11 protein-coding genes are annotated in these 16238 nt (G+C 62.3%); 6 read left to right on the top strand and 5 right to left on the bottom strand.

The annotated features are described in order from the left end of the window. Positions 1 to 2 precede the first annotated feature (2 nt). Positions 3 to 1631 (bottom strand): L-glutamate gamma-semialdehyde dehydrogenase, encoded by a 1629-nt coding sequence (gene pruA, locus ACOOHD_RS03170; protein ID WP_420460114.1) that lies wholly within the window; start codon positions 1629 to 1631, stop codon positions 3 to 5. A gap of 44 nt (positions 1632 to 1675) precedes the next feature. After that, positions 1676 to 2914, bottom strand: coding sequence for a M14 family zinc carboxypeptidase (locus tag ACOOHD_RS03165; RefSeq protein ID WP_420460113.1), 1239 nt, complete (start codon positions 2912 to 2914; stop codon positions 1676 to 1678). 65 nt (positions 2915 to 2979) lie between these two features. Between ACOOHD_RS03165 and ACOOHD_RS03160 the strand changes: the two genes are divergently transcribed. Together ACOOHD_RS03160 and ACOOHD_RS03155 are read left to right on the top strand one after the other, a co-directional pair. Further along, entirely contained in the window at positions 2980 to 4365 is a 1386-nt protein-coding gene (locus ACOOHD_RS03160) for a DUF2142 domain-containing protein (RefSeq protein ID WP_420460112.1), read from the top strand. A 42-nt stretch (positions 4366 to 4407) separates the two neighbouring features. Further along, entirely contained in the window at positions 4408 to 6207 is a 1800-nt protein-coding gene (locus ACOOHD_RS03155) for a sodium:solute symporter family protein (RefSeq protein ID WP_420460111.1), read from the top strand. Between the two features lie 37 nt (positions 6208 to 6244). Here ACOOHD_RS03155 and treF read toward each other — a convergent pair whose 3' ends face one another. After that, positions 6245 to 7885 carry an alpha,alpha-trehalase TreF gene (gene treF, locus ACOOHD_RS03150; protein WP_420460110.1) on the bottom strand — a complete coding sequence of 547 codons (1641 nt, stop codon included), beginning with the start codon at positions 7883 to 7885 and terminating at the stop codon, positions 6245 to 6247. Between the two features lie 76 nt (positions 7886 to 7961). Here treF and ACOOHD_RS03145 point away from each other — a divergent pair, with 76 nt between their 5' ends. Genes ACOOHD_RS03145 through ACOOHD_RS03135 form a run of 3 tightly spaced genes read left to right on the top strand, consistent with a single transcriptional unit; the run spans position 7962 to position 11645 of the window. After that, positions 7962 to 9818, top strand: coding sequence for a heparinase II/III domain-containing protein (locus ACOOHD_RS03145; RefSeq protein ID WP_420460109.1), 1857 nt, complete (start codon positions 7962 to 7964; stop codon positions 9816 to 9818). A gap of 6 nt (positions 9819 to 9824) precedes the next feature. Beyond that, the gene (locus ACOOHD_RS03140; RefSeq protein ID WP_420460108.1) at positions 9825 to 11030 is read left to right on the top strand and encodes an amidohydrolase family protein; all 1206 of its coding nucleotides are present in this window, start codon (positions 9825 to 9827) and stop codon (positions 11028 to 11030) included. Positions 11031 to 11048: 18 nt separating this feature from the next. Next, a complete protein-coding gene (locus ACOOHD_RS03135) occupies positions 11049 to 11645 on the top strand; it encodes a hypothetical protein (protein WP_420460107.1) in 597 nt (198 codons plus the stop codon). A gap of 114 nt (positions 11646 to 11759) precedes the next feature. Here ACOOHD_RS03135 and ACOOHD_RS03130 read toward each other — a convergent pair whose 3' ends face one another. Then, positions 11760 to 14162, bottom strand: a complete 2403-nt coding sequence (locus ACOOHD_RS03130) for a hypothetical protein (protein ID WP_420460106.1) — start codon at positions 14160 to 14162, stop codon at positions 11760 to 11762. Positions 14163 to 14225: 63 nt separating this feature from the next. Between ACOOHD_RS03130 and ACOOHD_RS03125 the strand changes: the two genes are divergently transcribed. Continuing rightward, the gene (locus ACOOHD_RS03125) at positions 14226 to 15026 is read left to right on the top strand and encodes an SDR family oxidoreductase (RefSeq protein ID WP_420460105.1); all 801 of its coding nucleotides are present in this window, start codon (positions 14226 to 14228) and stop codon (positions 15024 to 15026) included. On the opposite strand, the gene ACOOHD_RS03120 is transcribed toward ACOOHD_RS03125, so the two are convergent. Beyond that, positions 14999 to 16225: an O-antigen ligase family protein gene (locus ACOOHD_RS03120; protein ID WP_420460104.1), complete on the bottom strand. Its 1227-nt coding sequence runs from the start codon at positions 16223 to 16225 to the stop codon at positions 14999 to 15001. The genes ACOOHD_RS03125 and ACOOHD_RS03120 overlap by 28 nt on opposite strands. Positions 16226 to 16238: the final 13 nt, after the last annotated feature.

Here is a 16238-nt window from a genome sequence, read left to right as displayed (position 1 = left end):
GGCTAGTCCAGGAACGGATACCGGTGGTCTACCGGGGGCACGAAGTTTTCCTTGATCAGGCGGGGACTGATCCACCGGTGCAGGTTTAGTGCGCTACCGGCCTTATCGTTGGTCCCCGACGCGCGGGCGCCGCCGAAGGGCTGCTGGCCCACGACCGCCCCGGTGGGTTTGTCATTGATATAGAAGTTACCGGCTGCATTCCGCAGCGCCCTGCTCGCCCGTTCGATGACGTAGCGGTCGGTGGCAAAGACGGCCCCGGTGAGGGCGTAGGGCGAGGTGGTATCGACTAAGCTGAGGGTGTCTTCCCAGTCGGCATCGTCGTAGACGTAGATCGTTAGCACCGGACCGAAGATTTCCTCCTCCATCGTGGTGGAGTGCGGGTCGGTGGTAAGCAGAATAGTGGGCTCGATGAAGTAACCGGCCGACTTATCGCAGCCGCCCCCGGCGATGATTTCTACGGAGGGGTTGTCCCGCGCCGCATCGATGTAACCGGCAATGCGATCAAAGGCCCGCTCGTCGATCACCGCATTGATGAAGTTGCTAAACTCCTCCACCGTACCCATTTGTAGGGAGGCGGTTTTTTCCAGCGTCCACCGCTTGATCTCCGGCCAGAGACTCGCCGGCAGGTAGGCGCGGGAGGCCGCCGAGCACTTCTGGCCCTGGAACTCAAACGCCCCACGTACCAGGCCGACCGCCACCTGCTCCGGATCGGCACTGGCGTGAGCTACGACAAAATCCTTGCCCCCGGTCTCCCCTACGATGCGGGGATAGGTCTTATAGGTGGCGATGTTCTGCCCGATCTCCCGCCAGAGCTCCTGAAACACCTTGGTGCTACCGGTGAAGTGCAGGCCGGCAAAGTCGGGATGCTTAAAGACGATGTCGCCTACCTCGGGCCCGTCCGTATAGATCAGGTTGATGACCCCGGGGGGCAGCCCGGCCGCCTCGAAGAGCTCCATGATCACGACGGCGGAGTAGATCTGCGTCTCGGCCGGTTTCCACACCACGGTGTTGCCGCACAGGGCGGGGGCGGCCGGTAAGTTACCCGCGATGCTCGTAAAGTTAAAGGGTGTAATGGCCAGAATGAAGCCTTCCAGGGCGCGGTACTCCAGGCGGTTCCAGGTGCCGGAGGGATTATGGGGGGGCTGTTCGCGGTAGATCTCCTGGAGGAAATAGGCATTGAAACGGAAGAAGTCACAGAGCTCGGCAACCGCATCGATCTCAGCCTGGTAGGCGTTCTTGCTCTGCCCCAGCATCGTGGCGGCGTTCATGCGGGCGCGGAAGGGACCGGATAGTAGATCGGCGGCCCGTAGAAAGATAGCAGCGCGTTGGTCCCAGGCCGTGGCTTCCCAGGCGGGTTTTGCAGTCAGGGCGGCGTCGATGGCCCGGTGTACGTGCTCCTGGGTGCCGCGGAAAAAATGGCCGAGGGTATGGCCGGTCTCGTGGGGCGGGTGCACGCTTACCCGCTCGCCCTCCAGCACCCGCTCGCCGTTGATGAAGGCGGGTAGTTCGCGGGGGGCGGACTTGGCGGCGCGGAGTGCCTCCTGGAGGGCGGAGCGTTCGGAGCTGCCGGGGGCATAGCTGAGTACCGGTTCGTTTTGGGGTACGGCGAGGTGAAAGATGGCGTCGGACATGTGGCGATGGCTAGGGTAATGCGATGGGCGCGAAGGTAGCCAACCTACTTCTTGCGGGCCGGTACTAGGTCGGAGTCGCGCTCGAGGACCACGTGCAGGTAGCGGCGCTGCTTGTCAGCCAGCGTCACGATGAGGCTGCGGCTGCGGTAGCCGGGCGCCGATACCTGCAGCCGGTAGGTGCCCGGGGCCAGGTAGCGGTAAAAATCGCCGAACGCCGTACTGCTGTACACCGAGCTCTGCATCTGGTCGTGGCCGGGGATGGTCACGTGGGCCGGTACGGGCCGGCCCGTCACCCGGTCGGTAACCGTACCGTGGATGCCGTAGGTGGCCTCCCGGAGGTAGCCCAGTAGTGCGCCGCGGATGGAGGTCCACAGGGTCGGCAGCTCCGCCGCCGGCAGGCGTTTGGCGTTGGTAATTTCCACGGTGGCCTCGCGGGTGCGGTGGTAGTAGTTCATGTAGTCCTGCCGCGAGCCGGCGATGGGATACCAGTCGTGTCCGTTAGTGACCCCATTGCTCCGGTCCTTGAAGTAGGTACCCCCGGGACCGTCGTGCTGGGCCCGCTGGGCGAACTCCCGGCTCACCTTGCGCCACCAGTCGGTATCGGGGTGGCGGGTGCGAAAGGTGTCCCAGGGATAATTAAACAGTTCCGCGCCCCCGTGGAAGTTGATGCCCAGATCGAAACTGCGCCGCTCGGCAGCGCGCATGAAGATGCGGGTCTCGGGCTGGTGGGCGTTGCCGTCGGGGAAGCGGCCGTCGTCGGGGTCGGGGTAGTTGCGGTTCAGGTCGACGCCGTTGGCGTTGCCGCGGCGGGCGGCGGCCAGGCTGTAATCACCGGCGGCATAGGCTCCATCCGGATTGGCCAGCGGGTTGATGTAAATCACGGTCTGTTCGAGGAGGCCGGCCTCGTCGTTGGTCAGGAGGTCTTCGGCCAGGCGAAGGAGGACCCAGTAGCCAGCCAGCTCATCGCCGTGCATGGCGGCCGTGCACAGCACCTGCGGCCGCGCCCGCTCCTGACGAATGCCCTGGGTGAGTTTGAGGGCTAAAATGCGGCGACCGGAGGGCAGGGTGCCCCAGACCTCCACCCGACAGCGATCGGGATGGCGGCGGGCCAGTTCGTAGAGAATGGCCTCGTAGACGCCATAGGTGGGGTAGGCAGCGGCGGGTACCACGCGGTGCTGCGTAGGGGTAGGCACCCGATCGGTGGTCAGGAGTGGATCCTGCGCCCGCAGCGACGGGGTAAGCCACCCGGGGACTAGCAACAGCACGAAAGCGATCCACTTCACGGAAGTAAGGTACCGTCGGGCAAAGGAATTGTTTATTTTTCCGCCGGCCAAATCCCCTACCCGTTGTGTCGCGACATGCTATCCTGACGTTCCTGCTGCTGGGTGGCGTATACGGTGCGGCGTTTTTAATACTTACTCCACCCTACCAGGGGCCGGACGAGCCCAATCACCTCTACCGGGCGTACGCCATCAGCACCGGGGAGTGGGAACCCGATCTGAGTACCCAGCGGCGGGGTGGCGCTGTTCCCACCGCGCTGGTTGAGCTGTTCGCTGCCTTTCGTTTGCTGCGCTGGGATGCCCGGCGGCAGACGACCGCAGCCGAGGTGCGGCGCTTCGCCAAGGTACCGCTTAGGCCCCAGGCGACTACCTTCATCGACTATCCGAACACGGCGGTGTATCCGGCAGTGGTGTACCTACCGGCTGCCGGCGGCCTCTGGGTGGCGGGCCGGCTGGGAACCAGCACACTGCATACACTGTACCTGGCCCGTGCCGCCGGACTCCTGACCTGGCTCCTGGCGGGCGCACTAACGTTGTGGCTCCTACCGATTGCCCGCTGGCTGTTCGTAGCGCTCCTGCTGCTACCGATGAGCGTATTTACCCATGCGGTAGTGAGTGCCGATACCCTTACCGACGGGGTGGCCTTCGTAGCGGTGACCTACCTCCTCTACCTGGCCCTGGGACGCACAGACCGGTTGGGCGCGCGCGAACTGGTAGTACTCAGTGTGCTGGCTGCCGGACTAGCATCCACCAAGTTGGTCTATACCCCCCTCTTACTCCTGGGGGTACTGATTCCGCGGGAGCGTTTCGGCGGCTGGGGCCCCAAGCTCGCCGCGGGGGTGCTACTGGGGGGGCTGACGGCGGGGGTGATGCTGTTCTGGTCGGGGCGCTCGGCGGAGATTTACCTTGCCCGCAGTGCGTACGATGCCGGGGTGGAGCAGGAGCTCCACCTACCCCGGCAGGCCGACGTCGGTGCGCAGGGCGCGCGCATTGCCCGGGCACCCCACCGGCTCCTCAGCGCGGCGGCGAACAGCCTGCGCGATGCGGCGGGCATGTACCTACCGGGGTACATCGGCACCTTCGGCTGGCTTGATTTACGGCTACCGCGGGGGCTGGTGTGGGGTGCCTATCTGTGGTTGCTTGTCGTTGCCTTGCTGGCCGGCGCTCCGGGGATGCGGCTGGGCTGGTGGCACCGTGGGGTATTACTGACGGCCGCCGTGGGCTGCTATCTGCTGGTGGTCCTGTCCCAGCTACTCAGTTGGGAGCCGGTGGGCTCCGGTACCGTCGGCACGATTCAGGGCAGGTACCTGACCCCCATCGGCCCGCTGCTGTTTTTGCTGTTCAACCGGCCGCAGCGACCTTGGCCGGGACTACCGTGGCTGGTGAGCGGGGGAAGTCTCGTCCTCCTCACCAGCAGTGTGTACCTGGTGTACCTGCGCTATTATGTGGGCTAAACGTGCATACATTACCTTACCCACACTTACCTAGACTACCGCATGCAGCTGACCTCCCTGGACTGGATCATCGTCTTCGTCTTTTTTGCCATCACCCTGGCCATCGGGCTATGGGCCAGCCGGGGCTCCGGTAAATCGACCAGCGAGTTTTTCCTCTCGGGCCGCAATATGCCCTGGTGGCTGCTGGGCGTATCCATGGTGGCCACGACCTTTTCGGCTGACACCCCGAACCTGGTCACCGACATCGTCCGCAAGCAGGGCGTGGCCGGTAACTGGGCCTGGTGGGCGTTTCTACTCACGGGTATGCTTACGGTATTCGTGTACGCGCGGCTGTGGCGGCGCTCGGGCGTGATGACCGACCTGGAGTTTTACGAGCTGCGGTACAGCGGTGCGCCCGCCCGCTTTTTGCGGCAGTTTCGGGCCATCTATCTGGGAGTATTTTTCAACGTGATGATCATGGCCACGGTATTGCTGGCCGGCATCAAGATTGCCGGGGTGCTGCTGGATATCGACCCCATCACTACGGTGGTGCTGGTATCGGTGGTCACCGTGATCTATTCTGCTTCCGGTGGTCTGAGGGGGGTGATTCTTACTGACTTCGTGCAGTTCACCTTCGCCATGGTGGGGGCCATCTGGGCCGCATACGTGATTGTCAATTTGCCCGAAGTCGGGGGCATCGAGGCGCTGTTTGCGCGACCGGAGGTGGCCGAGCGTCTAGATTTTTTCCCCGACTTCACCAATCCCGACATCTACGTGCCGCTCTTCCTGATGCCGATCGCGGTGCAGTGGTGGAGCGTGTGGTACCCGGGCGCGGAGCCGGGCGGGGGGGGCTACGTAGCCCAGCGGATGCTGGCCGCCAAGAATGAAAACAACGCAGTTGGCGCCACGCTGCTCTTCAACGCCTTTCACTATGCCCTGCGGCCGTGGCCCTGGATCCTGATTGCCCTGGCTTCCCTTATTGTGTTTCCCGATCTTGACAGCCTGCAGATTGCCTTTCCGAATATTCCCGCCAACAAGGTCGACGACGACCTGGCCTATTCCGCCATGCTGAGCTACCTGCCTACCGGACTGCTGGGCTTAGTGATCGCCTCCCTGATCGCGGCGCTGATGTCTACCCTCTCCACCCACCTAAACTGGGGGTCGAGTTACGTGGTGCACGATTGGTACAATCGGTTCATCGATCGCGGGGCGAGCGAGGACCGGCTGGTACTGATCGGGCGGCTGAGTACGGTCCTACTCATGGTGCTGGCTGCCCTTTTCGCTCTGGCATTGACCAACGCGCTGCAGGCCTTCGGTATTCTACTACAGATCGGAGCGGGAACGGGGCTCATCTTCATCCTGCGCTGGTTTTGGTGGCGCATCAACGCCTATACCGAGATTGCCGGCATGTTCATCTCCTTCGTGGTAGCGCTCTTTTTCGAGCTGATCTACCCGGAGTTCGGGCTGCGCGAACTAGCGAGCTACGAAAAACTGCTGTATGGCATCACGATCACCACCGTAGGCTGGCTGGCCGTGACCTTTGCTACCCGCCCCACCGACCTGGCTACCCTGCGCAACTTCTATGCCGTTACGCGCCCGGGTGGTCCTGGCTGGGACCGAGTAGTTGAGCAGCAACTGGACCATGTCGACACCGCTGCTGACGGCCAACTGCCGCTGCGCATCCTGGCAATGCTAGTGGGTGCCGTAGCCGTGTATTCGGTACTCTTCGCCACGGGCTTCTACCTCTACGGCAACCTAACGGGGGCAGTCAGCGCCGGGGCCTTAGCACTTGTCACTATAGTGAGTCTACTCCTCATCTGGCGGCAACTGGAAAAGCGGGGCGGGGTCGCAGGTGCCGTGTAACCAGAACGGTTGACCGGCTCTCAACTACCGTCGCGGCTTACTCCGGTGGAGTAGCCACCTCACTAGCCATCCGCAAGTATACCCCATTACTCCAGCCGAATCCATCCTGCACGGGGTATTCGCCGCCGCCGGCCTCGAGGGTGATGTCTTCCACGTTGTACTTCTCGACCAGCTTATCGACGTTTTCGTAGACCCGCTCATTGTTGGTCATCCAGCGGCTGCGGATGCTGGTGGCCAGGTCGTCGATACCGTAGTGGCGCAGTCCGGCGTAGGCCATCCACTGTAGGGGTGGCCAGCCATTGGGGGCATCCCACTGCTGACCGGTCTGCTGGAGGCTAGTGCGCAGACCTCCGGGGGCGAGAAATTCCGATTCGAGCCGGCGGGCTACGGCGACGGCGCGGTCTTCGGGAGCAGCTTCCACGAAGAGTGGGTATACGCCGGCCAGCGTCAGGTAGCCGGTGAATTCCCCCGTCGACCAGTTATGGTCTTCGTACCAACCCGAGGACTCGTTCCACAGGTAATCATTGATCGCGACGCGGCGGCGGTCGGCGCGCTGCTGCCAGGCTTCCTTTTCGGGGATCAGCTCGGTGTGCTCCGCGAGCAGGGTCTCGAGCTTATAGAGCAGCGCATTGAGGTCCGGAGGTACAATATCGGTAGTCACGATGGTCGAAAGGTTCTGCCCGTCGGCGAACCAGCGGGCAGAGAAGTCCCAGCCCGACTCGGCCCCACTGCGCAGGTGGCGGGCCACGAGCTGGCTGTCGCGGCCACTCTCGCGGATGGTGAGCACATCCTCGCGGTAACTCTCGGCGCGGGGGCGGTCACCGGCATCGTAGTAGCGGTTCAGTACGGTACTATCACCGAGTAACACCACATGATTCACGGCGGGCCGGGCGGCGGTCACCTCTCCTTCGCCCCGCATCCAGAAGGCGTGCTCGGCCTCCATCTGCTCCAGGAACTCAGCGTACACCTGCTCGCCCTCGATGCCGGCCAGTACCTCTACCATCAGTCCGAAGAAGGGCGGCTGGGAGCGGGTCAGGTAGTAGGTGCGGTTGCCGTTGGGAATGAAGCCAAGCTCATCAATCAGGTAGGCGAAGTTGGTCACCATCGACCGCACCAGGCTATCCTGCCCCGCCGCCGCCAGCCCGAGTAGGGTGAAGTAGCTATCCCAGTAGTACACCTCGCGGAAGCGCCCCCCGGGTACCACGTAGTCCTGCGGCAGTACGATCAGGCTCCCGGCGCTGCCCTCGTCGCTGCCGGCCCGGCGGGTCAGTACCGGCCAGAGCGCGTCGATGTGGTCGGTGATGCTGCGGCTGCCGTCGCTGGTAAATCCACTCTCGGGGCTTGCCGGAGGGTCGAAGTGAGTCTCCACGAAGTTTTTCAGATCGAATCCTTGCGCGGACCGCTCCGCCCGGTAGGCTTCCATGATCGCCCGGGCCGACTGCTGCGGAATCATATCGACAAAGGTTTTGCCATCGGGGTACAGCTGCTGCATCTGTACCTCGCGGAACAGCTCCCCGAATAGCTCATCCGGTGCCTGTAGGCGCTCCGTATCCAGCGAGTCGGAGACGATCTCGACCGTGCGTGCCTCGCTAGCGTCGTTAGCGGACAACGTGGGGTCTCGGTCGGCGTTGCAGGCAAACAGTACGACGAGAGGCCAGAGGAGATAAGCTAAACGCATAGGTCCGGTATTATAGCCGGAAGGTAAGCAAGCCGGCCTGGACGCCTGCTTACTGGTTACCTGCCTATCTTTCGCCATGCGGTATCTCCTCGCTCTACTGTTCCTCCCGTTGTTCCTGGTCGCCCAGCCCGGTATGGAGGAGCCCGTTCCCCTACAGGCATTCGATACGGTGTCCTGGACGCAGGGCTTGCGCCGCGAGCATCCGCGACTAATCCTTACACCCGGTAGTCTGGATAGCCTCCGTAACGCCCTGGCTACCGATCCGACCTTGGGCAGCTACTACGCAGGTATTCAGCAACGGGCCGATGAGCTACTCCGGGCGCCCGTACTGAAACGCGAGCTCACCGGCCGGCGCCTCCTGTTCGTAAGTCGGGAGGCCCTACGCCGCAGCGGCATTTTAGGTATGAGCTGGCTGATCAGTGGCGACACCGCCTACCTGGACCGCCTCGGTGACGAGCTGGTGGCCGTGAGTACGTTCACCGACTGGAACCCTAGCCACTTTCTCGACGTGGCCGAAATGTCCCTGGCCGTCGCTATCGGCCTGGATTGGGCGGAGGAAGCACTCCCCAATTCGGTAACTTCGCAAGCCTACGGAGCGCTTCTTCACTTAGGCCTGGAGCCCTCGCTGGCAAGTACCGACTGGTGGATCACTGCGGACAATAACTGGAATCAAGTTTGCCACGGAGGAACCATTGCCGCAGCGCTCACCCTAGCCGAACGTGCACCGCAGCAAAGCGGCCGGGCCATCGCCCGGGCGATCGAATACCTACCCCGTGCCCTGCGCACCTACGCCCCTGACGGTGCCTACCCCGAGGGTGCCACCTACTGGAGCTACGCTACGAGCTATTCGGTGATAACTATAGAAATGTTGCGCAGTGCCCTCAACGACGATTTTGGCCTCACGGACTACCCCGGCTTTCTCCAGAGTGCCACCTTCCGGGCGCTGGCCGAAGCGCCCAGCGGTGCGTACTACAACTACGCCGACGGTGCGGCGGATGCCGGCACCAATGGCGCGGAAGTCTTAGCCTGGTTTGCCGGCCCTACCGGAAACGGCAGTTTTTTCCAGCCCGGTGCCCTAAAGCGCGTGTACCGCGAAGACGCCCGCGGCTCTCGCTTTGCTGCCCTCGCTCTGCCCTGGATTGCCCGGCCCACCCAGTTTACGGAGTCGGGCCTGCCCCTTACCTGGTCGGCCGATGGGCCCAATCCCCTGGGGATACTGCGCGATGCCACCGATACTACGTTTTACCTAGCCGTCAAGGGCGGTCGGGGGTCAATCAGTCACGGCAACCTCGACGCCGGCAGCTTCATCTTCGAGCTCGATAGCGTGCGGTGGGCGGTGGACCTAGGCATGCAAGATTACAACTCCCTGGAGCAACTCGGCTTCGACCTCTGGGGCCACGAACAGCAGGCCGCGCGGTGGACCCTGATCTCCAAGAATAACTTTAACCACAGTACCCTCACCGTGAACGATAGTCTGCACCGGGTAGACGGGTTCGCGCCCCTCGTTCAGCTGTCGCCTACCACCATCCGCGTCGACCTTGGTGAAGTGGTCAACGGTCAGATTGCCGCCGCAAGCCGCACCTTCACTAAGCTAGGCCCACGCACCTTCACCACCACGGATACACTTATGACCACCGATGCCACCCGTACCGTATGCTGGCAGCTCATGACTACGGCCGCCGTAACCCTGACGGATTACGGCGCGCGGCTGCGCCAGGGCGACCATTGGCTCGATCTATTCGTCGAGCAACCTACTGGCCTCCACTTTTCGGTCGTGAGTCTAGACCCTCCTCCCCTGGCCTACGATATGCAGGTGCCGGGACTCAAGCGACTGGAACTCCGCTTACCCAACTACCTGCTGCAACCGAAAACCACGATCCGGGTAAGGCTTACCGGCGCTAGCAGTGGAGAGTACCTTCGCGGCTCAGAATAAGCCCCCATGCCCGCCTTTACCGCTGACTATGTGTACCCGATCTCCAGCCCGCCCATCCGCAACGGGGTGGTCGACATGGACGAAACGGGTCGAATACGCGGGGTGTATGATCCCGCCTCCGCTACGTATACCGCACCTTCGATAGCTATCGGGGCCCCGCCCCAGTGGCACGACGGTATACTGATCCCCGGTTTTATCAACGCCCATTGCCACCTCGAGCTCAGCCACTTGCGCGGTAGAAGCGCTACCGGTAAAACGCTCCTCCCCTTCCTGGTCGACGTAGTCACGCTGCGGGAGGTAGACCAGGCCGAGATCGACCAGGCTATCGCAGAGCAGGACCGCCAAATGTGGGAGCGCGGTATTCAAGCCGTAGGAGACATTTGTAATAAGGTGGATACCGCGGCAGTAAAGCGCAGCAGCCCGATCACCTACTACAGCTTCATGGAAATGTTCGACTTCCTACAGCCGGAGCGGGCCCGGGCGAGCTACGATATGTACGTACCAGCCTATACCGCCCAACCAGAGCCAAAAAGCGCTGTACCCCATGCACCTTATACCGTAAGTGACGGGCTCTATTACCTTATCAATCAGCTGAATACGGGCAGCGAGACGGTAAGTATTCACAACCAGGAAACGCCCGCTGAGGACCTGCTTTTCGAGACGGGAGGCGGTCCCTTCGCGGAGTTTTTTGCCGGCTTCGGCGCGAGCCTGGAGCACTTTCACGCCCCAGGTACACCGTCGATCTTCCACGCGCTACAGCGGATGGACCCCCGCAAACGCACCCTATTTGTGCACAATACGCTGACCACGGAAGAAGCCATTCTAGCCGCCCAGGCCTGGGGGGAAAACGGCGTGTACTGGGCCACCTGCCCCAACGCTAACCTTTACATCGAAAACCGCCTGCCACGCTATGAACGCTTCCTCAACACGGGGGCAAAGGTCTGCGTGGGTACCGATAGCCTGACCTCCAACTGGCAGCTCGACATCCTGGAGGAGCTGCGCACGATCGCCCGCTACCAGAGCTACGTGCCCTTTGATGAGCTGCTGCGCTGGGCCACCCTGAACGGTGCCGAGGCCCTGCAGCTTGACCACCGCATGGGTAGTCTGGAAGTGGGTAAGCAACCCGGTGTACTCCTTATGCGGGACCTGGAGGGGCAGCGGCCGGAGCACTTCCGGATCGGGGCGCGTACGCAGGTACAACGCTTGGTATGAGCTGCGTGTCTATTCCTTATGCTACGTCTCATCGTTCTCCTCCTTCTTACCGGTACGCTCACGGCCCAGACCGACCGCCTAGATAAGGAAGCCGTCAAGCCCCCCACCAAAAGCTGGGAGGACGACCACCGCTGGGAGCAGGTCGACGACCTGGAGGGCCGCTTCCGCATCGAGACCCCAGGGCCGTTGGAGCATAAGATTGATACCTTGGAAACGGCCGTGGGCAAGCAGGTCTTTCATACCTACTTTTTCAAGGTACCGGAGCTAGAGCGCGCCGAAAACCTCATCTACGTGCTCAGCTACGTCGACTACCCCGCGGGTGCGCTGCACCAGGATAGTACCGAGCTGGTGCGTGAGCTCTTAGCGTCTACCGAAGAATCCGCCGCCGAGGCCCTGCGCGGCGAGGTTGTGTACGCCACCGACCGTGAGGTGCTTGGCTACCCGGGTCGTATCTGGCGCATCGACTATAAGGATGGACAGGCGCAGGCGCGTACCCTCGCTTTCGTGGTGGGGGGGCGGTACTACGAATTGAAGACCTTTGCGCTGAGTGGGCGGGGGCTTAGTGAGGCTTCGGATAAGTTCTTTCGGGGCTTTCGGTTGCTTTCTGCTGGCTAGGGGAGCCTGCGACGGGCAGCTCCGCGGCGGGGATGAACCGCAGAGGGCGCAGTGGGACGCAGAGGTGTTTCTGCATGTGTGTCATATCTCTGCGTCTCTCCGCGCCCTCTGCGGTTAATCAAAGTGAACGTCACGGGACTCACCGGCAGGTATCACCACTTCCCGCCCCCCCCACCGCACACGCACCTCCCGCCCAGTAGCCGTCACGCTACCGAGCACCCCCGTAGGCCCCGACCGCTCCAGCGCAAAGCGCACCCCACCCCGGCCCCGCAGGAAGGGGTAGTAGCCTTCCATCACCTTGAGGTGGCCGAAGGCAGGACGCATCACAACCGGCCCTTCCGGATTCTCATCATTAATACCAGCCAGCAGCGTATAAACGAACAGTGCGGGTGCGGCACCCCAGGGGTGGGCCTCGGAGCGGGTCGGTTTAGCGGGAGTCTCGAAGCGTTCGACCTGGGTAGTAGCCCCCTCGGCCACCATGTCGTACCAGGGCTGGAGGGCCTCGCGGACTAGGTCGGCACGCTCGTTTTGTCGAAGGGCCTCGAGTAAATAATAGCGGAAGTAGTACGTAGCCGGGACTAAACTCGTATCGCGCACCACGGTATCGAGGACGTCGTCGACATCTGCCTCGGGAATGACGCCGGTAAGTACGGCCAGGATGCTGCTGTGCTGGTCGAAGAAATCCAGGCTGGGCCGTTCGGCGACCAGGTGGCGCTCGGGCAGGTAGTACTTTTCGCGGATGGTCCGTAGTGCCTCGTCGAACAGACTGCTCCAATGATCGCCGGTCTCGCCGAGGGCATCAGCAAGCAGACTGGCCGACCGTAGGGCGTGGACGTACTGTAGGGCGTAGGGCACGGAGGCATCCAGGTCGGCGCCCTCGGCCAGGCCCCGGTTGCCGTTGGGGTACCAGTCCACGAAGGGCTTATAAATCACGTCGCGCAGTAAACCGCTCTCCGTGTCGTAGTGCGTGGCGAAGTAATCCATGGTCAGCCGGATACCCGGTAGCAGGGGCCGTACGAAGGCCGTATCGTTGGTGCGCAGGAAGTAGTCCCAGACCATGTCCACGTAGATCAGGGAGTAGCTGGAATGGAAGAAGTTGTGCCGCAGTGGGAAGCAACTCTTCAGCATCCCCTCTGCATTGCGGGCGTGGTGGAAGTCGAGCAGGGCGTTGCGGGTATGACGGTCATCGCCGCTCAGTGCCTGCCAGACCAGGGCGTGCACCTTAGTGTCGCCCACGTACTGCATGGTCTCGTAGTAGGCATCGCTCAGAAAGTAGTCCTGGGTACATATTTCCACGGTGCGGCGGTCTGCGGCTACGATACGGTCAAGCTCCGCGTCGTCACTGCGCCAGGTAGCAGCCAACGGGATGGAACTAGTAACCCGTTGCAGCACGGGGGCATAAAGCTGTAGGGGCTCTTCGGCGGTGGTCACCAATATCTCGAGATAGCGGAAGGTGCGGTACCAGGTGGGTACGTAGCTGCGGTCCGCCCCGCCGTCGGGCAGGATGACGTCGAAGTAGCCCTTCACCAACTTACCGGCCGTACTATCGCGGTGGGGCTTGCTGCGGTCGGCGTTGAAGAGGTTCTCTGTCCACGTATACCGCACCTGCGCCCCCGCCCCCCCGGACCACTGCAACGTAGGAAAGCCCATAGTGACCTCCTCCATATCGAGTAGCAGGCGGTAGCTTCCCGCTGGCGGTAGTGTGACGGCATCCTCACCGGTCATCCACTCCGGTGGCGTGGTAATCCCTTCCTGAATGGGGACGCGCCGGAATGTCTGCTCGCTCAGCCGCTGGGGCGGTACGGTGCGCTCCTGTAGCATCCAGCGAAAACCGGTGCCGTCGGTGACTTCGTTTCCTTTCTCGAGGAACTGAGCGGCCGTCCAGCTGCTGTCGTCGAAATCAGCTTGTTCCCAGCCCCAGGGGTAGCGCGCGACGTGGAGGCTATCGGTGGGGTTATTGGCGTACAGCCCGCCAATGATATCATTATCACTGGTACGCCACTTCACCTCGTGGGGCTTAATTCCACTGTTTATCAAAGTTTTATATTCCCCATCGTAGCCACTGGTAGTAAGTACCTCGGCCGCTCCGTAGCCCTGCACCAGCAGCGCCGTATGTACGCTCTGGATGCCAAACATGCGGTGGTACCCCCAGTTGGTGACCTGGATGGCCAGGGTGTTGGTGCCGGATTGTAAGTAGGGCCGCAGGTCGATGCGATCGTAGCGCCAGTGCTCGACATCCCCTAGCTGGGGCCCGAACGCTACCCACTTCCCGTTGACGTACAGGCGGAAGTGGTTATCGGCCGTCACCCCGATTAGGAAGCTATCCGGCAGCACGGCAAGATCGAACTGCCGGCGAAACAGCACCACGCTATGGTCCTCCACCGGGGCGGCGGGATGGGTAATCCAATTGGCGGCAAGAGTAACGGGGGCATCTACCGGGGCCGCAGGTGCAACCGAACTGGCAGCAGCGCTATACTGGACAAAGCAGAGGAGTGCGCAGAGTAAAGACCGGATCATCTGGCCAAAGGTAACGAACCACCCCCGTAGCGACCCGGTTGAGCAGGCAAACCACCATGTAGTATGAACATTGATCTCGCCGGACAAACCGCCATCGTCACCGGGTCCAGCACCGGGCTGGGACGGGCCTGCGCCATCGGACTGGCCGCCGAGGGCATGAACGTAGTCATCAATTACCACAGCAGCAAAGAGGAGGCCGACGATACGGCCGAGGTAATTTCCGAGGCAGGTGGGCGGGCCATCGTGGTACAGGCTGATGTCTCTAAGGAGGATGACGTAGCCCGCCTGTTTCAGGCCTGCGCCGATGCCTACGGTCACCTCGACGTACTGGTGGCCAATGCCGGACTGCAAGCCGACGCCGCCTTTACCGAAATGACGCTCGCCGAGTGGAACCGCGTGATCAACGTCGATCTGACGGGACAATTCCTCTGCTGCCGCGAGGCCGCCCGGGTATTCCGTAGGCAGGGCGTGCACGGGCACAGCAAATCGGCCGGTAAAATCATTTGTATGAGCAGTGTGCACGACGAGATCCCGTGGGCGGGTCACGTCAATTACGCCGCCGCTAAGGGGGGCGTGAAGATGCTGATGGAGTCGATGGCCCAGGAACTGGCCGCCGATAAGATCCGGGTGAACGCCATCTCCCCCGGAGCCATTCGCACCGACATCAATAAGGCCGCCTGGAGCACCGAGCAGGCCATGGAAAAGCTACTTCAACTAGTTCCTTACGGCCGCATCGGCGAGGGGGAAGATATCGCCAACCTCTGCGCCTTCCTCGCCAGTGACGTGAGTGATTACATCACCGGAGCTACGATCTACATCGACGGTGGCATGATGCTCTACCCCGGCTTCCGCTTCGGGGGGTAGGCAAACAGGAGTACCATCAGCGTGAAGAGGGTCACGCCCACGGAAGTTTCCAGTGTGTTTTCGACCAGGCAGCTCAGGGTGAGCATGGTCCATAGGGCGAAGTACAGCGGGTCGCGCCACCTACCTGCCCTAAAACCCAGCAGCAAGAAACAACCGACCGTGATGACGAAGCCCACCACCCCCCCGGCCGCCAGCGCGGTGACGAACTGATTGTGCGGCCGCTTACCGGGCACACCCGGCAGGACAACGGCGTACTTATCGTCCATGACTCGGCGCAAGTTGCCGAAGCCTACCCCCAGTAGCGGATGCTCACGCCATACTTCCAGACCCAATCGGATGCTGGTCAGTCGCCCGGTATCGGAGTACTCGCCACTGTCCTGGTTTCGATCACGGTGCAGTAACTCGTAGCGCATGTACTGCAACTTGGTACGGAAGGTCGGTACCGTGAGGTAGGCCACGGTCGGAAGCACGATCAAGGCCACAAGACCGATCGCCAGTAGCCTAAAGCGGCGCAGGCCGATAGCTCGCCACACCAGTAGCACGCCCACACCGGCGTAGGCGGCTGCCAGTCCGGAGCGTACCGCCAGTACGTGGAGGGCGATAAACAGAAAGGCCCCTAGCGCGCCGAGCCACCAATGGCGGTACTGCAGGCCTCCGTGCAGACCGATCACCGCGCACAGGGCCATCAACAAACTGAAGCGGATGTGATTATGCCGCGGCACGGGTACGGGCTGGGCCTGCACGATGAGGGCATTGATCTCCTGGAAGTGAAGGGCGTAGTTTACCAGCACCCCTCCAACTACCAGACTCACGAAGATGCAGAGAAGGAGCAACCCCGTCGGACGGGGGGGGGCCGTCGGACGGGGTAGCAGCGCCGCCCAGGCGATGGGTAGCAGTAGCAAGGGAAGCTTGATGCGTAACCGCTCCAGCAGGTAACCCCAGTCTTCGGTTTGCCACACCCCCACCAGCATCACCAGGTAGAGCCCGGCCAGCCCCCAAAAAAGTGAGGAGTGGAGCACGGTGGGAATCCCGGCCCGCCACTGCGGACTGATCCCACGCCGTGGATCGAGCACCAGTGCGACGACCGTGAGGATCGTAGCCAATGAAAGCACCACTGGCGAGAATACGAGCCCTACGAAGATGCCCGGTATACTTACCGTCAGCCACCCCCAGTCTTGCCATAGTTCGCGCAGCCTCACCCCGCCAAGATAG

The organism is Neolewinella sp. (assembly GCF_965214665.1).
GTDB lineage: Bacteria > Bacteroidota > Bacteroidia > Chitinophagales > Saprospiraceae > Neolewinella.
Note: the sequence above shows the minus strand (reverse complement) of the source record. Positions and strands in the feature narration are given on the sequence as shown.

Bases quoted from the DNA above. Each gene is read 5' to 3' on its own strand.
- pruA (WP_420460114.1), bottom strand. From the start codon at position 1,631: ATGTCCGACGCCATCTTTCACCTCGCCGTACCCCAAAACGAACCGGTA.
- ACOOHD_RS03155 (WP_420460111.1), top strand. From the start codon at position 4,408: ATGCAGCTGACCTCCCTGGACTGGATCATCGTCTTCGTCTTTTTTGCC.
- treF (WP_420460110.1), bottom strand. From the start codon at position 7,885: ATGCGTTTAGCTTATCTCCTCTGGCCTCTCGTCGTACTGTTTGCCTGC.
- ACOOHD_RS03145 (WP_420460109.1), top strand. From the start codon at position 7,962: ATGCGGTATCTCCTCGCTCTACTGTTCCTCCCGTTGTTCCTGGTCGCC.
- ACOOHD_RS03140 (WP_420460108.1), top strand. From the start codon at position 9,825: ATGCCCGCCTTTACCGCTGACTATGTGTACCCGATCTCCAGCCCGCCC.
- ACOOHD_RS03135 (WP_420460107.1), top strand. From the start codon at position 11,049: ATGCTACGTCTCATCGTTCTCCTCCTTCTTACCGGTACGCTCACGGCC.
- ACOOHD_RS03130 (WP_420460106.1), bottom strand. From the start codon at position 14,162: ATGATCCGGTCTTTACTCTGCGCACTCCTCTGCTTTGTCCAGTATAGC.
- ACOOHD_RS03125 (WP_420460105.1), top strand. From the start codon at position 14,226: ATGAACATTGATCTCGCCGGACAAACCGCCATCGTCACCGGGTCCAGC.